The sequence below is a fragment of the Sulfodiicoccus acidiphilus genome (assembly GCF_003967175.1).
In the GTDB taxonomy this organism is placed as follows: domain Archaea; phylum Thermoproteota; class Thermoprotei_A; order Sulfolobales; family Sulfolobaceae; genus Sulfodiicoccus; species Sulfodiicoccus acidiphilus.
Genome location: NZ_AP018553.1, coordinates 505,474 through 525,263, shown reverse-complemented (window position 1 = coordinate 525,263; position 19,790 = coordinate 505,474). Strand labels below are relative to the sequence as shown.

Genomic DNA, 19,790 nt, shown 5'->3' with positions numbered 1-19,790 from the left:
TAATCTTTTTTGGTGGTCGAAGATCCGAATTGAGGTCTTCAACTTGAACTAAGGACCGATTCCGTTTGTGGATAGCTGGACCTATAGTAGTCTAAAAACTCATCCAATGTGGGTTCTGGCGAAACAGTAATGAAAGCTCTTTAGAGAACTTTATTTTCTGGTAGAAGTGAAGTCGAAGTGTGGGACGTACACTGTCACATTTTTCCTAGGAGATACATAAAGGAACTTTCTTCCTTACACGAGATAGGGATCTCGCCACCCGACTCCCTAGGCCGCAACATACTCTACGATAAGGAGACCAAACAGACGTTGACCTACTTCATTGAAGGGACTCCCCACGTGGACGTGAATAAACACTTAGAGGACATGAGAGAATTCGGGATAGAGAAGCAATTCTTAAGCGTAAGTCCACCTCACCTAGACAAAATTAAGGAACCTAGGAGGGCCTTGCAGTTAAGTCAAGCAATCAACGACGGGCTGTCTGAGATCGTTGACGTAGACCGGGAACACCTCAGTGCCTTGGCTACCCTTCCAACGACAGATCTCTCTCTGGCGATGGACGAGTTGAGGCGAATTATCAAGTTAGGTCTACCAGGAGTAGCTCTTCCCTCTAATACGGCGAAGAGATTCTACGATGAGGGATACGACGACCTGTTTAAGGAGATAAGCAGTAAAGGTTTGTTGTTGTTCATTCATCCGACAGAGCCGGTCGTGTGGGATAGGTTAGGTGAAGACTACAATTTGGCATTATTGTATGGCTGGCCTTTTGACACCACACTCTCTGTGGCTAGGCTGGTGTTCTCCGGTACGATCGCCCGTTACCCAGGGCTAAAGGTGGTGGTTTCTCACGGAGGGGGATGATACCTTTCTTCGCTGGAAGGGTTAAGTTGTTGGGCAAGGACATGAGGGGGAAGGGGAAGGTCATAGCGGTGGAAGATCCTTTAGCTGACTTTAAACGCCTGTATTACGATACCGCATTCTTCAACGTACCGTCCCTGAAGCTCCTGTTGGAGTTCGTGGGGGAGGATCACGTGGTAATGGGGACGGATTACCCTTTCGGACAGAGAGCGGGCAGAGCGTGTTACGAGGAAACTCTACAGATGATAAATAGAGCATTAACTTGTGAGCAAAGAGAGAAGGTGTGCAAGCTGAATATGACCAAACTTCTCCATAGATAATTAGTCTAATACCTAATAAGGGAAATATAGACTTGACGAATGTCCCAAAAAGTATCAATCTTTTTTCGATCCAGGATTGAAAAGTTTTCTCACTTCAGCGCTCATATATCCCTGTTTTAGGTCGCCGATGAGGAAAACCTGGTACTTGGGGATGACCCACAACACCATTAGAACTACGTAGAGCACCCCTGTTATTAGGAAGGCGGATATCCACGAGTTCACATAGAGGAACTGAGTCGTTGGAGTCCTCAACCACCCCCAATACCACAGATACGTGACTGTCGTACCAAAGGCGAACGCTATAAATGCGGCTGGATTGAATCCTTTTAAATACCTAAACCTACCTCGGCTCAGGTAGACGTCGACGGCCTCGAACTTAAAACGCCTTATCACAGCGTAGTCGAAAATTAACACTCCTTCCACACCTCCCAGTAGGGCCCCGTATACAAGGAGCCAGTTGTAGATAAACCCGTAGGCTCCTGAGGCGTAGAAAGTCCACGCCCCTAGTGCAGCACTTATGACCACACCGATCACTATTCCCCTAAACCACGTGAGATATTTAGAGTAGGTGTTTGCGATGTCATATCCTGGAGCTATGGAGTTAGCGAAGACGTTCACTACAAACATCGCAAGCATGAATGCTGCCAACACAAAGAACTTCAGGAGACCAGGCAATTCGAGAGCAGCCAATATTATGGGGTCTGATATACCCTTCCCTCCACCTAGACCCAACGCTATCGTAGCACCAGTGGTCATTAATGCTATGGCAGCTACCATGGTCATAAGGAATGGCATTGGCACCTGTCCCCACGTCTGGGCGCGTTGAGATCGGGCGAACCTAGTGAAATCTGGCATGCTCACCGCCATGGTGGCCCAGTCGGCTATGACGGCGTTCAAGTAAGCTAGGTTGTTGATCCAAAACTCGCCTCCCCTAACGCTCTGTGGAATTGAGGTGATTGGAGAGAAGTCCCAGTGTGCCATAGTCATGGTGTAGACGAAAAGTACGGCAAAACCTAGAGCAACTATCGGGGCAGCCGCCCTGGCCAACATCTTGAGGGGAGGTTGGGCCTTAACTGGAGGTGAGACGTAGAAGAGGAGGACTTGCACGAGGATCACGGCCACGAACACTGGCCAGAAAATGTCTGGGAAGCTCTTCGCGAGAGAATAAGGTGAGGCACCTTGAAGTAACGATAACTTGCCGCTGGCGCTAACATACATCGCGACCGCGGCTTCAGTTATGATGTAGGACACAATCCCCCACCAACCCATGGAGATCACCGCCCTTATCCAAGAGGGCAACTGGGCACCGTAGATCCCCCACCTGCTTCTCGTTAGCTGAGGCTCGGACATGCCATACCTTGCTCCACCGTGGGACTGTATTATAGTAGGGACTATAATGATCAGACTCCCGAGGAAGAAGTCTATTAATATTTCGTACCAGTTAAGGCCGAAGGAAAATCCAGCTCCTGCCAGAAACCAAGTAGGCACAACGAAAACCATCCCGAACCATATTGCCATGTAAGTCCACGGGCCCCAGTTCCTTTTCTCCACAGGGGTCGGGTGGAAGTCCTTGTTCCACAAATAGGTCTCCTCGGGAAACTCCCTTGTAACTTCGATTTGGCCGCTCGTTGGGTAAAACCTCATGACGGCTAATCTATCTAACTCGGATACTTCGTTTGGCACGACCTACATTTAAACAAGCTTATATTTGAAACTTACGGGACGAAACTTATGGAACTATTGCTACTGGCCTTAGGGGTGTTCCTGTAGCTCCCTTGAACTTGAGTGGGAATCCAATGAGGAGGAACTGGTACACCTTGTCCTTCGCTAGTTCCTCCAACCTAACATTCTCTATTATAGGAATCCCTCTCTCAGCTATGAGCAGGAGATGCCCTGGAAGGGAAGAGTGTGTCTCAGGGTCCTTGAATGAAGGTAGGTCCCACGCTAGGTTGTCTGACCCTACGGCTACGGGCCCAGTCCTGGCTAGCCAAGAGCTTACCTCCTTGGAGACTCCTGCTGCCCTCCTGTACTTCTCCTCATCGTTCCAGTACTTGCCGTAACCAGTCCTCACTAAGACGACATCGCCTCTTTCCACTGTGGTCCCTTGAACCTCTAACGTCTTCTTGACCTGTTCCAACGATATCATAGAGTTCTCGGGTAGAGGATCCTGATAAACCGAGGCCACATCTATTAGGACTCCCCTAGCTACAATAAGCGGCAGTTCCTCCGCCCCACCCTTCGTGAACCCCCACGGAGTCTCGATCTCTGGAGTCACCTTGACCCCTACGCTCAATTTTAGGTCGGACGCTTGGTGACATAGAGCGTCTATATGGGTCCCAGTCTGATCCGACATAATTATGAGCCCAGACGCGCTGGTTCTCGGGCCGTCGTGATCTGGGTTGTAGTAGCTCTCGTGGTGTCTGTATAGGAAGTAGAGCAAGCCAGGTTTGACGGGATCGAATGCAGGCATGTTAGGGTACCTGATCTGCTCCAAGTCGTACTTCTTCGAGGACCTCATAACATTTAAGAGCTCGTCCAACCTCACTTGCCTCACCTCTGGACTAGCGCGAGGGGAACCTTAGACTTGACCTCTATGGCAACGTAGTTGGAGTCCTCGCTGGAGGAGGCTGTGTGAGCTATCCCCCTCGGGATGAGCAGCATCTCTCCCGCCTTCAACTTGAACTCACCGTCCTCGGTAATCCACGTCGCTTCCCCAGATATGCATATTATCACCTCGTCGTAGTCCATGTTTCTATGCCAATAGGGCATGGTGGACCTCCTTTTCGAGAGCTCTATGCTAAAGCCGTCTCCCCTTATTAACTTGAGGGTCTCCCCGTCAGGTCTTTTCATGTTATCTGGAACTAGATCGCCGTAACGTATGAGTTCCGTCTTCCTGCCGTCAACTTTCTCCGGTTTCCTAGATCTCTTAAAGAGGACCTCAACACCCTGTCCAGTTACTTTCTCGAGGACTTCCTCTGACATTTCCCTATCAATTTAATTAGATATTGTCCGCCGTAATAAGTGTTGTCTTCCGACTGCTGTGTACACATTACTTACAAGATTTCCACAGCGTCTCTCAGCTAAACGTCAAAGACACGGATATAGTGTAATGGTCACAGAATTTAGGTTGAGGAGACGAAAACTCTTGCTGAAGTTTCCCGTGAAAACTTTAACCTACTTGTCTCCTTCCCAATATTCTTCTTGCTGCTCTCAGTATGAGAGGGTAGCCGTTGCAACGGCATATGTTCCCGACAAGTGCGTCCTTGATATCGTCGTCTGACATTCCTACTCCCCTGAGCTTCAACGAATGAAGCAACATTATGAAACCTGGCGTACAGTAACCGCATTGTACTGCGAACTCGTCTCTGAAAGCTTCTTGGATCTCGTCGAGCTTACCCTCCTTAGAAAGGCCTTCGATCGTCATCACGTTTGAGCCATCAGCCTGGACTGCTAGAATGAGGCAGGACTTCACTGCAACCCCGTCCATTATAACTGTGCATGCCCCGCAGTGGCCAGTGTCGCAACCAATGTGAGTTCCCTTCAGTCCAACCACATCCCTTATGAATTGGACGAGGAGCATTCTATCTGGAACGGTCGCGGTGTGAAGTGTGCCGTTTATATTGAGACTTATCTCGCGCCTCACGACCTGACACCCTTAGCCCTAGCGTAGGCCTCTTCCAGAGCCCTCCTTAAGTATATCTTACTTAAATATTCTCTGTAACCTGAACTGGCCCTGACGTCCGAAATGGGCTTCCCAGAGTACTCAACCGAGCTAAGGGCTGAGGGTATTGCTTCCTTTCCCTTCCCGATCAGGGCCTCCTCTACTCCGTCCAATCTCTCAGGTCTCGCAGTTACTCCCCAACGGCCACCCTCACGTCCTTGATCTCGTCGCCCTCTAGCCAAAGGAGCGCTGCGACGTTCACTATGGCGAACTCCTGCTCTCTCCTCGCCGCCTTCTTAAAAGAGTAGCCCACTTCGCTCAACTCCCTCACCTTTACTTCGGTTAGTACCTCGCCCTTATTAATGGCTGTAGTATACGCGTCAACGAAGAACTCCCGAGCACCCACTTCCCTTCTCCCCTGAGGTCCGATCAACGTAAAGCGGGCATCTAGAGCAAGGAGGACAGGCTCGTAGTTGGCCGACGGATCGGCGTTAGCCACGCTCCCACCTATTGTACCCCTATTCCTCACTTGTTCGTCCCCAATCCTTCCAGCAGCTGCGGAGAGGAGACCACACCTAGATGCGATAAGTTGGGATCTGGCCACTTCGTTATGGACGGTGATGGCGCCGATACGTATCTCTCCGTTTTCTTCCTTTATATATCTCAAGGAACTAACTTTACTCAGATCGATGACGTTCTTAGGCCTCAATATCCTTAATTTCAATAGAGTAAGTAGAGTCTGTCCTCCCGCTATGATCACGCTGTCCTCCTTCTCGCTGAGCAACGTTACGGCCTCATCTACGTTTCGTGGCGCGTAGTAATCGAAGTCTACAGGGGTGTAGAAAGGCATGATGAAGAGGGTACTCTAGAGTTTATAAATCTTCCATGGCTAATGAGTCTAATCATCGTTACATGGGTTGTAGGGCACACCATTCAAGTTCACAGAGAATCAGGATCGTGGGGATGAAAAATGAGAGCATTTTCCCTCATGGGATCTCGGCCTCTTTAACACCAACTGCTCAACTCCGGTTGGTTGGCGCCCCCACCTTACCCCTACCACTGTGGTCCCTATAGAGCCACCTATATGTCCTATAAGAGGTTCAATTCATTAGTCCTGCGAATTGCGCTAACGAGTTGCTGAAGGTCGTCCACCTATTAGTTCCTCTTGGGAGGAGGGTGGGGGCTTCCATCAAACTGCCAAAGTTTGAGTGTTCGTCCCCTCAACCCCGAGTTCCACTTTACCCTGTTTCCCTTTCACTGGCCAGTCTTTCCAAATCACTATTCACATCCTCTTCTAGCGGAAGAAGTATGTAGATCTCCCGCCTAGGGTTAGGGCTCGATCTCATCGATCATTTCCTTTTAGTCCAGTTAGACACTCAGTTCCTGCTAGCCTTTCTCAGGGCAGTTCAACGTCCTCTAGTGCTGGGGATCATTGGTGTATGAGAACTGTCTGTGACCGCCTGAATTCCCAAGGAGCGTCAGTCTCGGCAGGGGAGGTTTAGTGTCCCTTGACAACTACCTCCCAACACCCATTCTACGAAGTTACTGGAGCCGTTTTCAAGAGAGGGAACTCTCCTCAACCTTATAAGTTAAATTAAAAAAGGAGAGCATTAAGGGAGTAACGGGAGCTTGCTAAACGAATGGGAGGATCTTTTAACTAAAGACGAAAGGGCGGTGGCGGAGAGCCTAGGTCTGAGCAAAAGGATCGGTTTAGGGAGAAAGCCTTCGCTCCTAATAGTGGACTTGCAGTACTCCTTTGTGGGTCTTAGGGCGCCTCTTGCTGAATCGGTTAAGGTCTACCCGAGAAGCGCTGGAGAGAGCGCGTGGAGAGCTGTCGAGAAAATAGGCGAACTGAGAGAGGAATTTCACAAACGGGGGAATCCTGTGATCTACACCAAGGCCAGTGGTGTGCAACTGAGTGGAATGGAAGTGAGGGCTACCAAGTCTTCCCTTAAAGACGGTCCAAACGCAGAGGAAATAGTTAGTGAGGTAAAGCCCCAGAAAGAAGACGTGGTGATCGAGAAGGTAGCGGCAAGCGCCTTTCAAGGAACTCCGTTGGTAAGATACCTCAACTCGCTGAGCGTGGACACCGTAATCGTGACTGGAGGGGTAACCAGCGGCTGTGTTAGGGCGTCAGCCGTAGATGCGTTTAGTTTGGGCTACAGAGTAGCGGTAGTGAAAGACGCCGTGTTTGACAGGTTCTCGATCTCACACAGGGTGTCCTTAATGGACCTCTCACTCAAGTACGCTGACATCGTGACGACGGAGGAAGTGAAGAGCTACCTAAGGGAATTAGAGAAATGAAAGCTATGACCCTGTTTCCTTCCCTTCACTTCCCTTGGCCCTCCTGAAGGCGTCCTCTATAGCGTTTATAATTTGAACGTATCCAGTGCACATGCAGTAGTTCCCGTGGATCTTTTCCCTGATCTCTTCTCTGGACAACTTCTCGTATTTACCGAGCAGGTAACGAGTCATCACCAACATCCCTGGAGTGCAGTAGCCGCACTGGATAGCGAAGTTGTCAACGAAGGCCTGCTGCTCCACACTCAACTTCCCGTCCCTCTCTAACCCCTCCACGGTTATTATCTCCGTCCCATCGGCCTGAACAGCGAAAACCTGGCACGACTTTATGGGTTTTCCGTCCATTAATACGGTGCAGGCCCCGCAGTGTCCCGTCTCGCAACCGACGTGTGTTCCTTTGAGCTTTAGGACGTCTCTTATAAAGTGAACGAGTAGCAGCCTAGGCTCCACATCGGCCTCCCTTTCCTCCCCATTGATCCTCAACTTGACCTTCATTGTCCCTCCCCCTAGCTAACCCTTCTAGCATTCGCTTAACTAACGTGAATATCACCCTTCTCCTGTACTCCGCTCCACCGTGAATGTCGTCCACAGGTTGAAGTAACGCGACCTCTTCCTTTAGCACGTCCTCCGCCGCCTTCGGGTTCAACTCCCCTCCTCTTAACTTTTCCTCCACCTTCCTGAGTCTCACCGGCCCCGTTGCCAAGGCACCTACGGCGAGCCTTAGATCATCTAACTTACCTTCAATTACCTTGTATAACATAGTAACGAGACCTATGGCGAAGTCTGCTTTCCTTATGGCAAACTTCTCTACTATTCCCCTTCCACGGTACCGTGGGATCATCACGGCCTCCAGAAGTTCACCTTGCCTGAGGTCTGTCGTATACGGCCCTTTCACGAAATCGGCCATGGGCACCACCCTCCTAGCCAAGGGGCTAACCACCACGACCTCTGCCTCCAAGGCCAGGAGAGTTGGGAGGTAATTGGCCGACGGATCGGCGTGAGCTAAGCTGCCTCCTATAGTGCCCCTGTTCCTCACTTGGAGATCCCCTATACTCTCGGCGGTCAGAGCCAATACGGGGGAGAACTCTTCGATGATCTGGGACTCCACTATCTCCTCGTGTGTAACCATGGCGCCTACCTTCAGGACGTCCCCTTCTATAGCTATCGTCCTCAGGGATTCGATCCTCCCTAGGTCTACCAGGCACTTAGGAGCCACTATTCGAAGCTTCATCAACGGCACTAGGCTCTGTCCTCCCGCTATTGGCCTGCACTCGCCGTTCGCCAGTAACTCCAACGCTTCGTTAAGATTTGAGGGTCTATAATACTCGAAGTTAGACGGATACATCTACATCACCTCCTGTTAACTAGTTCCCATACCTTCTGAGGCTTCAGGGGAAGGGATGTAACCACCACACCGTAGTCGGAGAGAGCGTCCTCAACCGCGTTAGCCACTGCTGCGAGCGAAGTTATGGCCCCTCCTTCACCAACTGCCTTAGTGCCGAAAGGGGTGTTAGGGGCGGGAGTCTCCATCTGCTCTACCTGTATGTCGGGTACCTCCATAGCAGTTGGCTTGAGGTAGTCCCCGAAGGTGAGAGTGAGGTTGACCATGTTCTCGTCGAACACGAATTCCTCATAGAGTGCACCCCCTATGCCACTTGCTGTTGAGCCTATGACCAGTCCCTCAACTATTCCGGGGTTTATGACTCTCCCAGCGTCGTGCACTATGACATACTTCAGAATTCTCACGTTCCCCAGCTCAGGATCTACTTCCACCACGGCGACGTGGGCAGAGTTGGAGTGAGTGAGTTGTACGTTGAAGTTAGATCTATTGAAGGGTTTGGCGGTGGGGTTTGAGTAAGATGCGACGATCTTGAGTCCTGGAGGTTCACCTGGAGGAAGGAAAGTCAGCCTGTTGTAGGCTAACTTGGCCACCTCTGCCAAAGAGACGCACTTTGACGTTCCTTTTTGACAGACGCTACCATCATCTAGGACCAATTCTCCAGGTTCTACGCCCAGCTCGTGTGAGGCCAGCTCGAGCACCTTTTCCCTGAGCTCCGTCAGTGCCTTTACTGCCGCCCCTACGTAAACGTCGTTGAAGGCGTTGGAGTAGGTACCACTGTACCCGAGGTGGCCGTCGTTTGAGTCGTAAAGGTTTGAGACATTTACCTTGTCCGGGCTGACGTTGAAGAGTTCGCAGGCCACCTGAGTCAGGGTGGTGACGTGCCCAGTACCTATCTCTGGGCCGTTCATGTTGAGCTTGATATACCCATCTGGGGTGATCTCGGCCGTCGACATCTCACCCGCCCCAGTGAAGTCGGGGACTCCGGGTTTCGTTAGGTAGTAGTAACCTAAGTTAGAGGTTCCAGGCTCGATCCCGCAAGATATCCCTATCCCTATCCTCCTCCTTCCCTTGATTTCTCTCTGTTTCCTCCTCCACTCTTGATACTCCGAAACCTCCAAGGCCCTTCTCAAGACGGCAGGGAAGTTGCCGCTCTCATAGATCTCCCCTGAGGGAGTTGTATAGGGCATCTTATCGGGGGGCACCATGTTCCTAAGTCTGAACTCGGCTGGGTCGACGCCTAACTTCTTTGATGCTAGGTCCATGGCCCTTTCAAGGACGAAGGTCATGAAAGGTTTACCCACTCCCCTGTCCTGCACTACTGGGGGTTGGTTGGTGGCGACAGAGTAGTACTCGAAGCTGTAGGCTGGGATCTCGTAGGGTCCGCTCATGTTGGCGAACTTTATGAGAGAGTAAAGTCCTGCTACATACGGCCAGTTACCGTCCAGCTCCCAGTCTGTGAGCTTCATCCCTAAGATCCTCCCCCAGAAGAGAGGGCCAGCTCCACGTCCATGTACCCTTTGGGTCTGTGAGGACCGTAAAGGCTCTCGCTCCTAGTCTGGACCCACTTAACCGGCTTGCCTGTCGACATGGCGAGGAGGGACACAATAACAACGTACTGCCAAACGGCCAGCTTGTATCCGAAACCTCCACCCATTGGTGGAACTAGCAACCTGACTCTAGACGACGGTAGTCCGAGAAGCCCAGAGACCGCTTGAACTGTACGGCCAGGCTGCTGATCTGTCGCTATCACGTTTAACACGTCCCTAGTGTTGTCGTAACTGGCGTTCACCACATACCCCTCTAGGGGAGTTGAAGAGTACCTGTGAATTCCAATCCTCTGTTTGGCTGTGACGTCAGCCTTAGCAAAGGCCTCGTCTACGTCACCAAACTCGAACTTGTCGTGGATGACAACGTTGGTACCTAGCTCCTCATATATGAGGGGTGCTCCCTCTCGAAGGGCGTCGTCGAGATCGCGCACTACTGGGAGCGGTTCATAAGTGACCTCAATGAGGTCCAAGGCATCCCTCGCGACGTACTTGTTGTCGGCCACCACCGCGGCAACTGGCTCCCCCATGTATCTCACCTTCTTGTACGCCATGACGTATTGGGTATTAGGGGACACAGGGGCTGCCCTGGCAGTTATTGGTTTGGTTCGCTTGGCGACTTCCTCTCCAGTTAACACGTACTTGACACCAGGTAGCTTTAACGCCTTAGAGTAATCGATGCCCTTCACGAGGGCGTGAGCGTAAGGACTGTGAAGTATTGCTGCGTAATGCTGATCTGGAAACTCCATGTCGTCGGCATAGCCCATCCTCCCCTCACCGCGTACTGGTCCTCGACTCTCCTCAAGGGCTTCCCTATGTACCTGAACTTAGGGGTCTCCATGGCAACGTTCTGTACTTCTCCACTTTTTATCTCTTTTGGGACGAAAGGCTCAGTGGTCCCAGGACTTGCCTACACTGTTAGACGTCACCACCGACCTAAAGGGTGAAGGTTCTTCTATTGGATGTGCTCCTCCATAAGTCAGGAGGAAGCCTTACTCGGAGAACAGTGGGAGGGACCTGAACTTCTCCACATCCGATAATAAGGATCCTTATATTTGCGAGTCCCAGAGGGTAAAGGTGTTCCGATGTACCTTCCGTGGTCTCATCGAGCACCAGAGGTTCAAGTCTGAAACTGATATAATTAGGCGACTAAAAAGAAAACAAAATGTGTTTTAACTATTCCGTCTTTCTCTTCCCGAAGGCCGGGAGCCCAGGGCATTTGTATACCGAGAAGCTCTCTCCCCACGTCTGACGCTTTATCTCAACGAGGGTTCAGTCCGGCCTAGAGTACACCTTTAGAAGTCCGACGGAGGATAGTTACTACTAGTCCCAAAACGTCCTCACCTCGACGTAGGGCAATGTCGGTGAGTCCAAGAAAGCAGTTGGAGTTCAGACGGTGCGATATGTACTACCTCGAGAACTTCGCCACCGCTGTCACATCCTGCGCCAATTCTCTATCTCCTTACGGCCTAAAAACTCCGCAAGTCACGTACAACACCATATAGCACGTAGAGCTGTACCCGTCGCTTACTCGAGTGCGGGCAGCCTTTCGTCGAGCTCTCGGTTCCTACACCTTTTTATTCCGTTAAGGGCCCTTTTATATAGAGCCTCATGACTCAGGTAAAAGGCCCGATAGATGTCCACTCTCACCTGGTCCCAAAGGAGCTATTGACTGAGCTGGGGGCAAGCATCTCAGGTGAGGGAGATTTCACAATAAAGGTAGCTGGGAAGACGATAGGCCCAGTGACTAGGGGGTTCTTCGACGTAGAGGCCAGGATGAAGGAGAACGAGAGACTGGGGGTGGGAACGCAGGTCGTCTCAATGACCCACCACCTCTTCATGTACAACGAAAAGGTGGAGACCGCGACAAAGGTGGCTAAGAGGTACAACGAGCTGATGTCTAGGGTATGTGCAGAGCACGCCGACTTCGTCTGCAACGCCACAGTTCCACTACAGGATGGGAAAAAAGCAGCTGAAGAACTAGAGCACGCTTACGAGCTAGGACTTAGGGGTGTGGAGATAGGCACAAACGTTGGGGGAAGGAACCTCGACGATCAGTCGCTCTTCGATTTCTACGCTAAGGCGCAGGAACTGAACCTCCCGATCTTCGTTCATCCGGGGACATAATGGCACAGGAGAGACTCAAGAAGTACTACATGGAGATAGTGGTGGGCACGCTCGCTGAAACCATGGTGGCCGTGTCCAGCGTCCTCTTCGGTGGAGTCCTCAGACAGTTTCCGAGACTGAAGTTAGTCTTCTGCCACGGGGGAGGAGCGATCCCCTACCAACTCGGCAGACTGAGGAGGGCAACTGAAGTGAGACAGGAGCTCAAGGGGGTGGACGTTGGTGATGTCAAGAGGCTCTACTTCGACACCGTGCTTTTCGAGGCCTCCTCCCTCAAATTCCTCATCGAAGCTGTGGGGGCGGAAAGGGTCGTTCTAGGGACGGATTACCCCTTCAACATGGGGGACTGGGAAGCAGTGAAACTTGTCAACTCGCTGAATGTGTCAGAGAACGTGAAGCGGAGGATACTCTTTGACAACGCCTCTGAAATCTACAACGTAAAGTGAGTGACTCGCGTAAGCTCGGTCCCACCAAGCGACTCGTAGGTAGGCGAGTCCGTCCCTTCATCACATCCCCTCCACCCATCAACTGGTAGGGCCTTCCAATCCCTTCTGACCTCCCCCAACAGGTGGAGAATCGATCCCGTCTCAGAAAACTTCGGTGTGGCTGTGGTATGCCGTGGGGGTAGCGTATGGAGTCCTACCGACACCAGACAAGATAACTGGGTAGAGACGCCTAGAACTATAGCCTGGGGTTTATCTTATACGTCCTTCCTCAGTTTAACACTAACGTCCTCACAAACGTCGGCGATTAGAGGTTTAGGCACCAGTAAATCCTGTGAAAGAAGGTGAGACCTTTCTTCGGGTGAACTAAGCCGATCTTGGAGGGGGTAACGGCTTTCGCTCTCCACCTAGGCTAGGATTCGAACAGTGCGGTAATACACAGCCACCCCTCCACCCCTAAAATTAAAAACTCGCCCTCCACGCAAAATCGAGGGTGTAACTCTTGGGAAAAATATGGTTCAACGTGATTAGGAGAAACGGTATAGTAGAGGGAAGGTTGTTCGACATTGGGAAGGTGGTGTGCGCAGGATACGCTGGGAGGAACAGGGAGGCCGTGATGAGACACGTGAGGGAACTTCAGGAGATTGGGGTACCTCCACCTCCCTCAGTACCCACCAAGTACGTCGTTCCAACCACCAACTTGACCACAGCTACTAAAGTCAACGTAAGATCCTCCACCACTAGCGGCGAGGTGGAGTACGTCCTAATAATAGACGATGAATGGTACGTGGGGGTAGGGAGCGATCACACAGACAGGGAGCTAGAGAAGGTGGACGTTGAGCGAGCGAAGTCTTCGTGTCCCAAAGTCGTCTCCACCTCCCTATGGCCCTACGGGGACATCAGAGACCACTGGGACGAACTCGAACTGACATCCAAGGTAGGGATGAGAGGAACTACTGTGGAATACCAACGCGGAAAGTTGAGGGAGTTACTGACCCCAGAGGAACTGGTCAGTTCCCTAGGGGAGGGAGAGCGGGGAACGTGTATTTTTTCCGGCACGATCCCACTCCTGGGGAATACACTCTTCGCGGAAAGTTTCAACATGAAGCTGAGCGATCCTGTCCTACGTAGGGAACTCTCCCATGTCTACGAAGTCAGAGTGACGCACTGACCTAGAATTTAGGGGTTCACTCTAGGTTTAGCTTTATTCCTAACCACCATAATAGTCCTTATCACCCAGTGGGTTAGAACGAAGTTACTTACGTTTTCTGTTCTAAGTCATGGGGATTTCACAGAGGGTGGACTGGACGGGTAGGTCTACCCGAAAAGAGGGACCTTGCTCCTTTTCGGGGGTTTAGGTACCTTCAAGACTAGAAGTGAGGCCGCAGCACCTAGCACGGCCAAGACCATAGTTGAATTCAGTAGGCCGAGAGAGGAAGACATCAACCCAACTAACACCGGACCCAACGCTCCTCCCCCAGACACCCCCACTCCCCAGACGAGGGAGTTGGAAAGTCCTGTTGAATTGCGCGGGACTAGGTCTCCGACTAAGGATAGGGTGATGGGAAAGCCGCTGTAGGTGAAGACTCCGAAGAGGACGAGCCATATTAACGACGGATAGGCAACAAAGGCGAAGAACGACGCGAGGGAGCCCGCTCCAGCTAGGGCGAAGAGAAGCCTCCTTCCGAACCTGTCCGACATGAGTCCAAAGAGCGGTTGTCCTACGATTGCGGCTGCGAGAGTGGCCGAGAGTACACCCCCTAGTCCTACGTCGTACTTGAAGCCAAAGTAAGTGACCAGCAAGGTAGGAAGAAACTGGGTGACCCCCTGCTGAAAGGAGCTCCTGAGGAGGGAGATCGCGGTGAGGAGGGAGACGACGCCCATCGGGGTCCTTTCCTTAATGGAGTTGGATCCCTGTCCGACCATAGCTCCGAGGGTAGACGTCAACGAGGGTATTGATGACGCTATCGAGACCGCTCCCAACAGGTACAGGACAGTGGGCATGGCCTTGGTCAGGGAGAAGAGGAGAAGCGTAATTGTAGGGTAGAGGGCCCTCCCTACACTACCCATGGATCCGTTTACTCCCATGGCGGTCCCAGCCCTCCCCTCGAAAGTCAACGAGAGGATCGCCGCACCCAGCGGGTGGTAGAAGGCCGACGAGAACCCCGCTATTGCGACCGACGCCAAGACTAACGACGTTACGTGTGAGCTCACAGAGTAACCTAACGCGATCAGCCCCACTCCCCAACACAGTATGCCTAGGCCCATGAACCTACTTACGTCCCTGGAGGACATGGCAGCCACTCCAGGTGCTGCTACCGCAGATACGGCGGAGAAAACCCCTGCCGTCACCCCCACCATGAAGTTGCTGAAACCTAGTTCCTTCACGAGGAAGGTGTAGAGGACAGGGAGCACTATGGTATTACCGTCGTTTATGAAGTGTGAAACCGACGTAAGTGTGAGTGCTGCAGTGTTGCGACTCAAGGGGTGTCAACCCCACGTGTCGAGTTTGTCGAAGACACTGTAAAGAGACTGCCCCATCTCTTTTAGGTCTTGCTATCAATGTCGTGGAGGAACAGGAAAGGTTTGACACCAAGGAAAGACCGAGTTATGGATGTGGAACTCGGACGATTTGCGCAACTGCCAGGATAGGAAGGTTTGATAACTGGGGATCGGCCCAATAATAATTTATTCTAATTTCGAGACCTCTCTCAACATGGAGCTCAAGGTTCTGCTTGAGTACTTGTCCTCGAAGTTGGAGGAGGAGGTTCCATTCGAGAGTTCGTCGGTGGTGGCGTTTGGTAGAGAAGAGGAACGAATTTAACGCCTACGTAAAGTTCCTTGAAGGGGAGCAGGAAGGAGACGGACCTCTGAAGGATGTCACAGTTGCAGTGAAGGATAACATCTACATAAAGGGGGTAGAAACCACCGCCGCCTCGAGGATCCTAAGGGGTTTCGTTCCGACCTACGATGCGACAGTTGTGAGGAAACTCAGGGCAGCTGGGGCGAAGATAGTGGCGAAGACGAACATGCACGAGTTCGCCGTAGGGGGAACAAACACCTCCAGCATCTTCGGCCCCACTAGGAACCCACACGACGTGGAGAGGATCACGGGAGGATCAAGCGGAGGATCGGCAGCTGCAGTCGCTTCGGGTGACGTAGAAGTTGCCCTAGGTACAGACACCAGGGGGTCTGTAAGGATACCGGCTGCTCTGTGTGGCGTATTCGGGTTCAAACCAACGTTCGGTAGGATAAGTAGGTTCGGAGTGATTCCCTTGGCGTGGAGTATGGATCACGTGGGCGTATTGGGGAGAGACGTGGAGACCATAAGAAAGGTGTACAGGACCCTGAAGGGATTCGACTCAGCAGATCCCTCAACTTCAGTGAACGTGGGACTAGGAGAGTACAAGAAGGAAGTTGAGAGTATAGGGGTTATTAAGGAGCTCACCGAGGGAACTGAGGTTGAGGAGGAGTTCGAGCGATTCATGGATAAGCTCTCCAGAAGATACAAGGTGGAGAAGCTCGAGGTTCCAACGGTAATGGAAGCGGTCGGGATAGTGGACGTGTTCAGGGCCGAGACTGCGGCGTATCACTCAAGGTACCTCCCTGGAAGGGAAGGGGACTACTTTCCAGACGTTCTGAACGCCATAAAGATAGGTTTCAACGTCCCAGCTCACGCATACGTCAACGCCCTCAGGTACAGAACGAGGATCACTCAGGAGTTCTTAAAGGTGTTTTCGGAGGTGGACATCCTCACATGTCCTACGGTCACAATAAGGCCTCCTAAGATATCTGACGTGTTAGGAAGGGAAGGCGAGTTCAGGTTACCCCTAACTAGGAACACAGTCCCCTTCAACGTCTTCTCGACACCCGCTATCTCGGTTCCTATAGGGAAGTTCGTCGGGGCTCAGTTCATAGCCCCCATGGGACACGACGAGGAACTCCTCGACTTCGTTAAGGGACTAGGGGTTAGCGCGTTCTACACTAAATAAGACAGTAAAATCACGTTAATACTGTCCATTTTAAAGTCGCTCAAAAAGAAAGCTAAAATCTCATTGCCATGACAATTTGATAAAGCGTGTGTTCGGTCTTATAGGGAAAGCTCTAACGTCAAATGGCGGGGAACTTTAAAACCTGTACCTATAGTTTGATGCCGTTTAGAGATGTCCAGTATTAGAGACCTTCCATTGTGTGTAGAGGATACGAACAGTTTAGCTACAGTGAAGAGGCTATCGTTTCAGATGAAACTTCCCTATCAATAAAGATAGCAAAGACGTTTTCTCATGTTAATCATAATGGGTGTCGTAAGTAAGGCAGAGTGATCCGCTTTTAACTTAGCATGACCCTAATGCCGTATGGAAATAGATCACAAGATAATAGACGTGCACGTCCACATAACTCCTTTAGATATGGTTCGTGAAGATGTGAGAAAGGTATGGATGTCCGACAAATACTACAACGATGAACTCTATACATCTCTGGTGAAGAACCCAAGGAAGCTGGTGGAATTGCTAGACGAGTGGAACGTAGAATGGATCAACCTTATATCGTATGTTGCCAAGGAAGTGATGGGCTTCGGTTACGAGTTCGTCGAGTTCGTTGGGAATTACGCCAAGGAGTATCCAGATAAGCTAAGACCTATGATGTCAGCCGACCCACGAGATCAACAGGCGGTTGAGAAACTGGAAACCTTCAGATCTAAGTACGGCTGCAGTTGGATCAAACTTCACCCAGTCCACCAACTCTTCAAACCTAACGCATACCTTAAGGAGGAGGGGGAGCTCACGCCGTTGGCGAGGATCTACGAATGGGCTGAGGGAAACAGGATTCCCGTTACACTGCACACTGGAACCAGCATTTTTCCACGGGCTAGAATAAAGTACGGTGACCCACTCTACTTGGATGACGTAGCCACAGACTTCCCGAGGCTGAAGCTAGTGATCGCGCACGGGGGAAGGCCAATTAACAGTTGGGCGAACACGTGCTTCTTCTTACTAAGGAGGCACAGAAACACATACCTAGATATATCTGGAATTCCACCAAAGTCCCTCCTCACACTATTTCCTAGGCTAAACGAAATTACTGAGAGGGTGATGTTTGGTTCAGACTGGTATACATTAGGAGTTGAGAGCATAAGGAAAAACGCAGAGGATCTCTACTCTATAGGACTAGAGAGGGCCGCTGTGAGGAAGATACTCCACGACAACGCCGTAGCAATAGTTTCACCGAACTAGTTCGAGAAACTCTCAGGTAATTACCTCCATTAGCCTCATAACGTTTAAAAACTGAGGTACGCGCAGAACGTCGAACGAGCTTTAGCAGATAAGAAAGACAGGAAGGTAAAGCCAATACACTCACGTGGCTTACATTAACATTATTTACTACCAAACCACACGAATAGATGAGGAGGATTGATAAAGACGAGAAGGTTCGAATACACAGTTAGAATACCAAGTACTCTAAACATGACAGAGATAGCACTTGACAGGTGGAACAGTAAAGAGAGTTCATCTACAACACCGGCTCTAATTCACGGAGAAAGGACGTTCACTTACAAGGAGCTGAGTTCCTACGTTAACAGGGTGGGGAACGCTATGAAGAGACTTGGTGTAACCCCTGGGCAGAGAGTGCTCATAAAGCAGGGTAACCACTACATGTATATAGTATTGAATTTAGCTGTTATCAAAATCGGGGCCGTTAGTGTTCCCATAAGTACTTTGTTCAGGGAAAGAGAAGTAGAACACGTACTTAGGGATGCCCAACCTTCTCTGGTAATAGCACCTCCTGATCAATTGGAGCAACTGATCACTGCTGCCAAAAGGTTGGAAACTCCCCTTCTTTTTATCCTGTAACTGGGACATATGACGATCTACCCTCCATTGAAGACCTATCCAAGGACGAAGGGGAGGTGCTTGATGCATACCCTAGCAATGCCGAGGACACAGCGTTCATCTTGTACACCTCTGGTACTACCGCCTTTCCTAAGGGGGTAGAGCACGCTCACAGATGGCTCGTGGCCCTAGGTGACCCTAACACGGAGTTCGTCATGAACTTGAGAAGAGGGCACAGGGTTACCACGCCCAGTGAAATGACATGGATGTGGCCGTGGGGCTACTGCCTCTGGTTTCCCCTCTACAGAGGTGCCACCATTGTGATATACGAAGGTAGGTTCGACCCTCAGAGGACCTTCTCTCATCTAGAGAAGTATGAGGTTACTCACTTCGTTGGAAATCCAACTATCTATAGACGAATGCTTGCAGTGGACAAGGCCGAGGAGAAGTTCAAGTTAAGACTGGAGGCGGCCTTCAGTTCTGGAGAGACGTTAGCTCCAGAAGTGTTCAGAGAGTGGAAGAGGAGGTTCGGTTGCGAGATCTATGACTGCATGGGACAGACGGAGATGCATGTGTTCTGTGCCACGAGACCGGGGTCAGTGAAGTTGGGCTCCATGGGCAAACCACTTCCATCGATCCCAGTTGAGGTAGTTAGGGAAGACGGAACGCCATGCGATGAAGGAGAGGTGGGTTACTTGGCAGTGAGAGGGGACTTCAAGGGTCTTACAAAAGGGTACGTCAACTTGCCCGAGGAATGGGCCTCGAAGTTCAAGGAGAAGTGGTACCTTACGGGGGACTACGCTTACCTAGATGAAGATGGCTTCCTATGGTACGTCTCTAGGGTAGACGACCTTATAAAAAGCAGAGGATACCTCATCAGCCCTAAGGAAGTTGAGGACGTTCTCCAGGAACATCCAGCAGTCTTGGAGAGCGCAGTAGTAGGAGTAAAGGACCCCGAACTCAGGGAAAAGGTTAAGGCCTACGTGGTACTTAAGGAAGGCTACTCGCCATCAGAGGAACTGGCTAGGGAAATAAGGGAATTCACCGTACGTAAGATTGCCCCTTTTAAGGCACCTAAAGAAATTGCGTTTATTGATTCACTCCCTAAGACTGTCACGGGAAAGGTAATGAGGAGGGTGCTTAAGACCCAGGCAGAGACGGGAGTAGAACAGGCATCTACATTCAGTTTCTGAGATCGACCATTAAACACTCCAAGATTCTCGCCAAGTTCTTAGGACCTTCAACGATTTACTATAACTAAATAAATCTAGATTATGGCGTTGAAGATGGGAGTTCCAACGTAATGTATGACCTACCCTCAATTTATCCTAACACGTAGCAGACTAACAGCTGGGTGGCCTACGGT

Annotated in this window: 18 protein-coding genes and 3 pseudogenes; 11 read left to right on the top strand and 10 right to left on the bottom strand. The window is 50.9% G+C overall.

Annotation, left to right across the window (positions count from 1 at the left end; genetic code table 11):
• The first annotated feature begins 177 nt into the window (after positions 1–177).
• Together HS1genome_RS02835 and HS1genome_RS12980 are read left to right on the top strand one after the other, a co-directional pair.
• Positions 178–861, top strand: a complete 684-nt coding sequence (locus HS1genome_RS02835) for an amidohydrolase family protein (RefSeq protein WP_126449501.1) — start codon at positions 178–180, stop codon at positions 859–861.
• Positions 858–1,178, top strand: coding sequence for an amidohydrolase family protein (locus HS1genome_RS12980; protein ID WP_126449499.1), 321 nt, complete (start codon positions 858–860; stop codon positions 1,176–1,178). Before HS1genome_RS02835 ends, HS1genome_RS12980 begins: the two co-directional genes overlap by 4 nt.
• A 54-nt stretch (positions 1,179–1,232) precedes the next feature.
• Here the strand turns inward: HS1genome_RS12980 and HS1genome_RS02825 are convergent, their stop codons facing one another.
• From HS1genome_RS02825 to HS1genome_RS02800, 5 genes and pseudogenes are all read right to left on the bottom strand, one after another.
• The gene (locus HS1genome_RS02825) at positions 1,233–2,861 is read right to left on the bottom strand and encodes a cytosine permease (protein WP_229768174.1); all 1,629 of its coding nucleotides are present in this window, start codon (positions 2,859–2,861) and stop codon (positions 1,233–1,235) included.
• Between the two features lie 46 nt (positions 2,862–2,907).
• Positions 2,908–3,723, bottom strand: a complete 816-nt coding sequence (locus tag HS1genome_RS02820; RefSeq protein WP_197721510.1) for a cyclase family protein — start codon at positions 3,721–3,723, stop codon at positions 2,908–2,910.
• A 5-nt stretch (positions 3,724–3,728) separates the two neighbouring features.
• The gene (locus HS1genome_RS02815; protein WP_126449497.1) at positions 3,729–4,160 is read right to left on the bottom strand and encodes a cupin domain-containing protein; all 432 of its coding nucleotides are present in this window, start codon (positions 4,158–4,160) and stop codon (positions 3,729–3,731) included.
• A 187-nt stretch (positions 4,161–4,347) separates the two neighbouring features.
• Entirely contained in the window at positions 4,348–4,821 is a 474-nt protein-coding gene (locus HS1genome_RS02810) for a (2Fe-2S)-binding protein (protein WP_126449495.1), read from the bottom strand.
• A pseudogene (locus tag HS1genome_RS02800) lies at positions 4,818–5,689 on the bottom strand (FAD binding domain-containing protein). The gene HS1genome_RS02810 and the pseudogene HS1genome_RS02800 overlap by 4 nt, the downstream one beginning before the upstream one ends.
• Before the next feature lie 779 nt (positions 5,690–6,468).
• Between HS1genome_RS02800 and HS1genome_RS02795 the strand changes: the two are divergent.
• On the top strand, positions 6,469–7,143 hold the full coding sequence (locus HS1genome_RS02795) for an isochorismatase family protein (RefSeq protein WP_126449489.1): 675 nt from the start codon (positions 6,469–6,471) through the stop codon (positions 7,141–7,143).
• A 3-nt stretch (positions 7,144–7,146) separates the two neighbouring features.
• On the opposite strand, the gene HS1genome_RS02790 is transcribed toward HS1genome_RS02795, so the two are convergent.
• The 4 genes and pseudogenes from HS1genome_RS02790 to HS1genome_RS13145 all read right to left on the bottom strand — a co-directional run.
• Positions 7,147–7,635: a (2Fe-2S)-binding protein gene (locus HS1genome_RS02790; RefSeq protein WP_126449487.1), complete on the bottom strand. Its 489-nt coding sequence runs from the start codon at positions 7,633–7,635 to the stop codon at positions 7,147–7,149.
• Positions 7,580–8,485 carry an FAD binding domain-containing protein gene (locus HS1genome_RS02785; protein WP_126449485.1) on the bottom strand — a complete coding sequence of 302 codons (906 nt, stop codon included), beginning with the start codon at positions 8,483–8,485 and terminating at the stop codon, positions 7,580–7,582. The genes HS1genome_RS02790 and HS1genome_RS02785 overlap by 56 nt, the downstream gene beginning before the upstream one ends.
• 5 nt (positions 8,486–8,490) lie before the next feature.
• Positions 8,491–10,460 (bottom strand): annotated as a pseudogene (locus HS1genome_RS12495) (xanthine dehydrogenase family protein molybdopterin-binding subunit).
• Positions 10,461–10,475: 15 nt separating this feature from the next.
• A pseudogene (locus HS1genome_RS13145) lies at positions 10,476–10,793 on the bottom strand (xanthine dehydrogenase family protein molybdopterin-binding subunit); the annotation flags it as partial.
• Between the two features lie 591 nt (positions 10,794–11,384).
• Here HS1genome_RS13145 and HS1genome_RS11950 point away from each other — a divergent pair.
• The 4 genes from HS1genome_RS11950 to HS1genome_RS02760 all read left to right on the top strand — a co-directional run bounded on the left by HS1genome_RS11950 (position 11,385) and on the right by HS1genome_RS02760 (position 13,764).
• Positions 11,385–11,531 carry a hypothetical protein gene (locus tag HS1genome_RS11950; RefSeq protein WP_158613700.1) on the top strand — a complete coding sequence of 49 codons (147 nt, stop codon included), beginning with the start codon at positions 11,385–11,387 and terminating at the stop codon, positions 11,529–11,531.
• Between the two features lie 106 nt (positions 11,532–11,637).
• On the top strand, positions 11,638–12,153 hold the full coding sequence (locus tag HS1genome_RS12975; protein WP_126449479.1) for an amidohydrolase family protein: 516 nt from the start codon (positions 11,638–11,640) through the stop codon (positions 12,151–12,153).
• On the top strand, positions 12,153–12,596 hold the full coding sequence (locus HS1genome_RS12970; RefSeq protein ID WP_126449477.1) for an amidohydrolase family protein: 444 nt from the start codon (positions 12,153–12,155) through the stop codon (positions 12,594–12,596). The genes HS1genome_RS12975 and HS1genome_RS12970 overlap by 1 nt, the downstream gene beginning before the upstream one ends.
• 499 nt (positions 12,597–13,095) lie before the next feature.
• Positions 13,096–13,764: a DUF2848 family protein gene (locus HS1genome_RS02760; RefSeq protein WP_126449475.1), complete on the top strand. Its 669-nt coding sequence runs from the start codon at positions 13,096–13,098 to the stop codon at positions 13,762–13,764.
• A gap of 146 nt (positions 13,765–13,910) precedes the next feature.
• On the opposite strand, the gene HS1genome_RS02755 is transcribed toward HS1genome_RS02760, so the two are convergent.
• The gene (locus HS1genome_RS02755; RefSeq protein ID WP_126449473.1) at positions 13,911–15,077 is read right to left on the bottom strand and encodes an MFS transporter; all 1,167 of its coding nucleotides are present in this window, start codon (positions 15,075–15,077) and stop codon (positions 13,911–13,913) included.
• A gap of 314 nt (positions 15,078–15,391) precedes the next feature.
• On the opposite strand from HS1genome_RS02755, the gene HS1genome_RS02750 reads away from it, so the two are divergent.
• The 4 genes from HS1genome_RS02750 to HS1genome_RS12960 all read left to right on the top strand — a co-directional run bounded on the left by HS1genome_RS02750 (position 15,392) and on the right by HS1genome_RS12960 (position 19,617).
• Positions 15,392–16,585, top strand: a complete 1,194-nt coding sequence (locus HS1genome_RS02750) for an amidase (protein ID WP_158613699.1) — start codon at positions 15,392–15,394, stop codon at positions 16,583–16,585.
• A gap of 363 nt (positions 16,586–16,948) precedes the next feature.
• The gene (locus tag HS1genome_RS02745; RefSeq protein ID WP_126449470.1) at positions 16,949–17,827 is read left to right on the top strand and encodes an amidohydrolase family protein; all 879 of its coding nucleotides are present in this window, start codon (positions 16,949–16,951) and stop codon (positions 17,825–17,827) included.
• 177 nt (positions 17,828–18,004) lie between these two features.
• Positions 18,005–18,445, top strand: coding sequence for an AMP-binding protein (locus HS1genome_RS12965; protein ID WP_126449468.1), 441 nt, complete (start codon positions 18,005–18,007; stop codon positions 18,443–18,445).
• 56 nt (positions 18,446–18,501) lie between these two features.
• Positions 18,502–19,617: an acetate--CoA ligase gene (locus HS1genome_RS12960; RefSeq protein ID WP_126449466.1), complete on the top strand. Its 1,116-nt coding sequence runs from the start codon at positions 18,502–18,504 to the stop codon at positions 19,615–19,617.
• The last annotated feature ends 173 nt before the right edge of the window (positions 19,618–19,790 follow it).

What these genes read in the sequence shown, in the direction of transcription:
- HS1genome_RS12975 (WP_126449479.1), top strand. Translation starts at nt 11,638, where the DNA reads ATGACTCAGGTAAAAGGCCCGATAGATGTCCACTCTCACCTGGTCCCA.
- HS1genome_RS11950 (WP_158613700.1), top strand. Translation starts at nt 11,385, where the DNA reads ATGTCGGTGAGTCCAAGAAAGCAGTTGGAGTTCAGACGGTGCGATATG.
- HS1genome_RS02815 (WP_126449497.1), bottom strand. Translation starts at nt 4,160, where the DNA reads ATGTCAGAGGAAGTCCTCGAGAAAGTAACTGGACAGGGTGTTGAGGTC.
- HS1genome_RS02745 (WP_126449470.1), top strand. Translation starts at nt 16,949, where the DNA reads ATGGAAATAGATCACAAGATAATAGACGTGCACGTCCACATAACTCCT.
- HS1genome_RS12980 (WP_126449499.1), top strand. Translation starts at nt 858, where the DNA reads ATGATACCTTTCTTCGCTGGAAGGGTTAAGTTGTTGGGCAAGGACATG.
- HS1genome_RS02790 (WP_126449487.1), bottom strand. Translation starts at nt 7,635, where the DNA reads ATGAAGGTCAAGTTGAGGATCAATGGGGAGGAAAGGGAGGCCGATGTG.
- HS1genome_RS12970 (WP_126449477.1), top strand. Translation starts at nt 12,153, where the DNA reads ATGGCACAGGAGAGACTCAAGAAGTACTACATGGAGATAGTGGTGGGC.
- HS1genome_RS02785 (WP_126449485.1), bottom strand. Translation starts at nt 8,485, where the DNA reads ATGTATCCGTCTAACTTCGAGTATTATAGACCCTCAAATCTTAACGAA.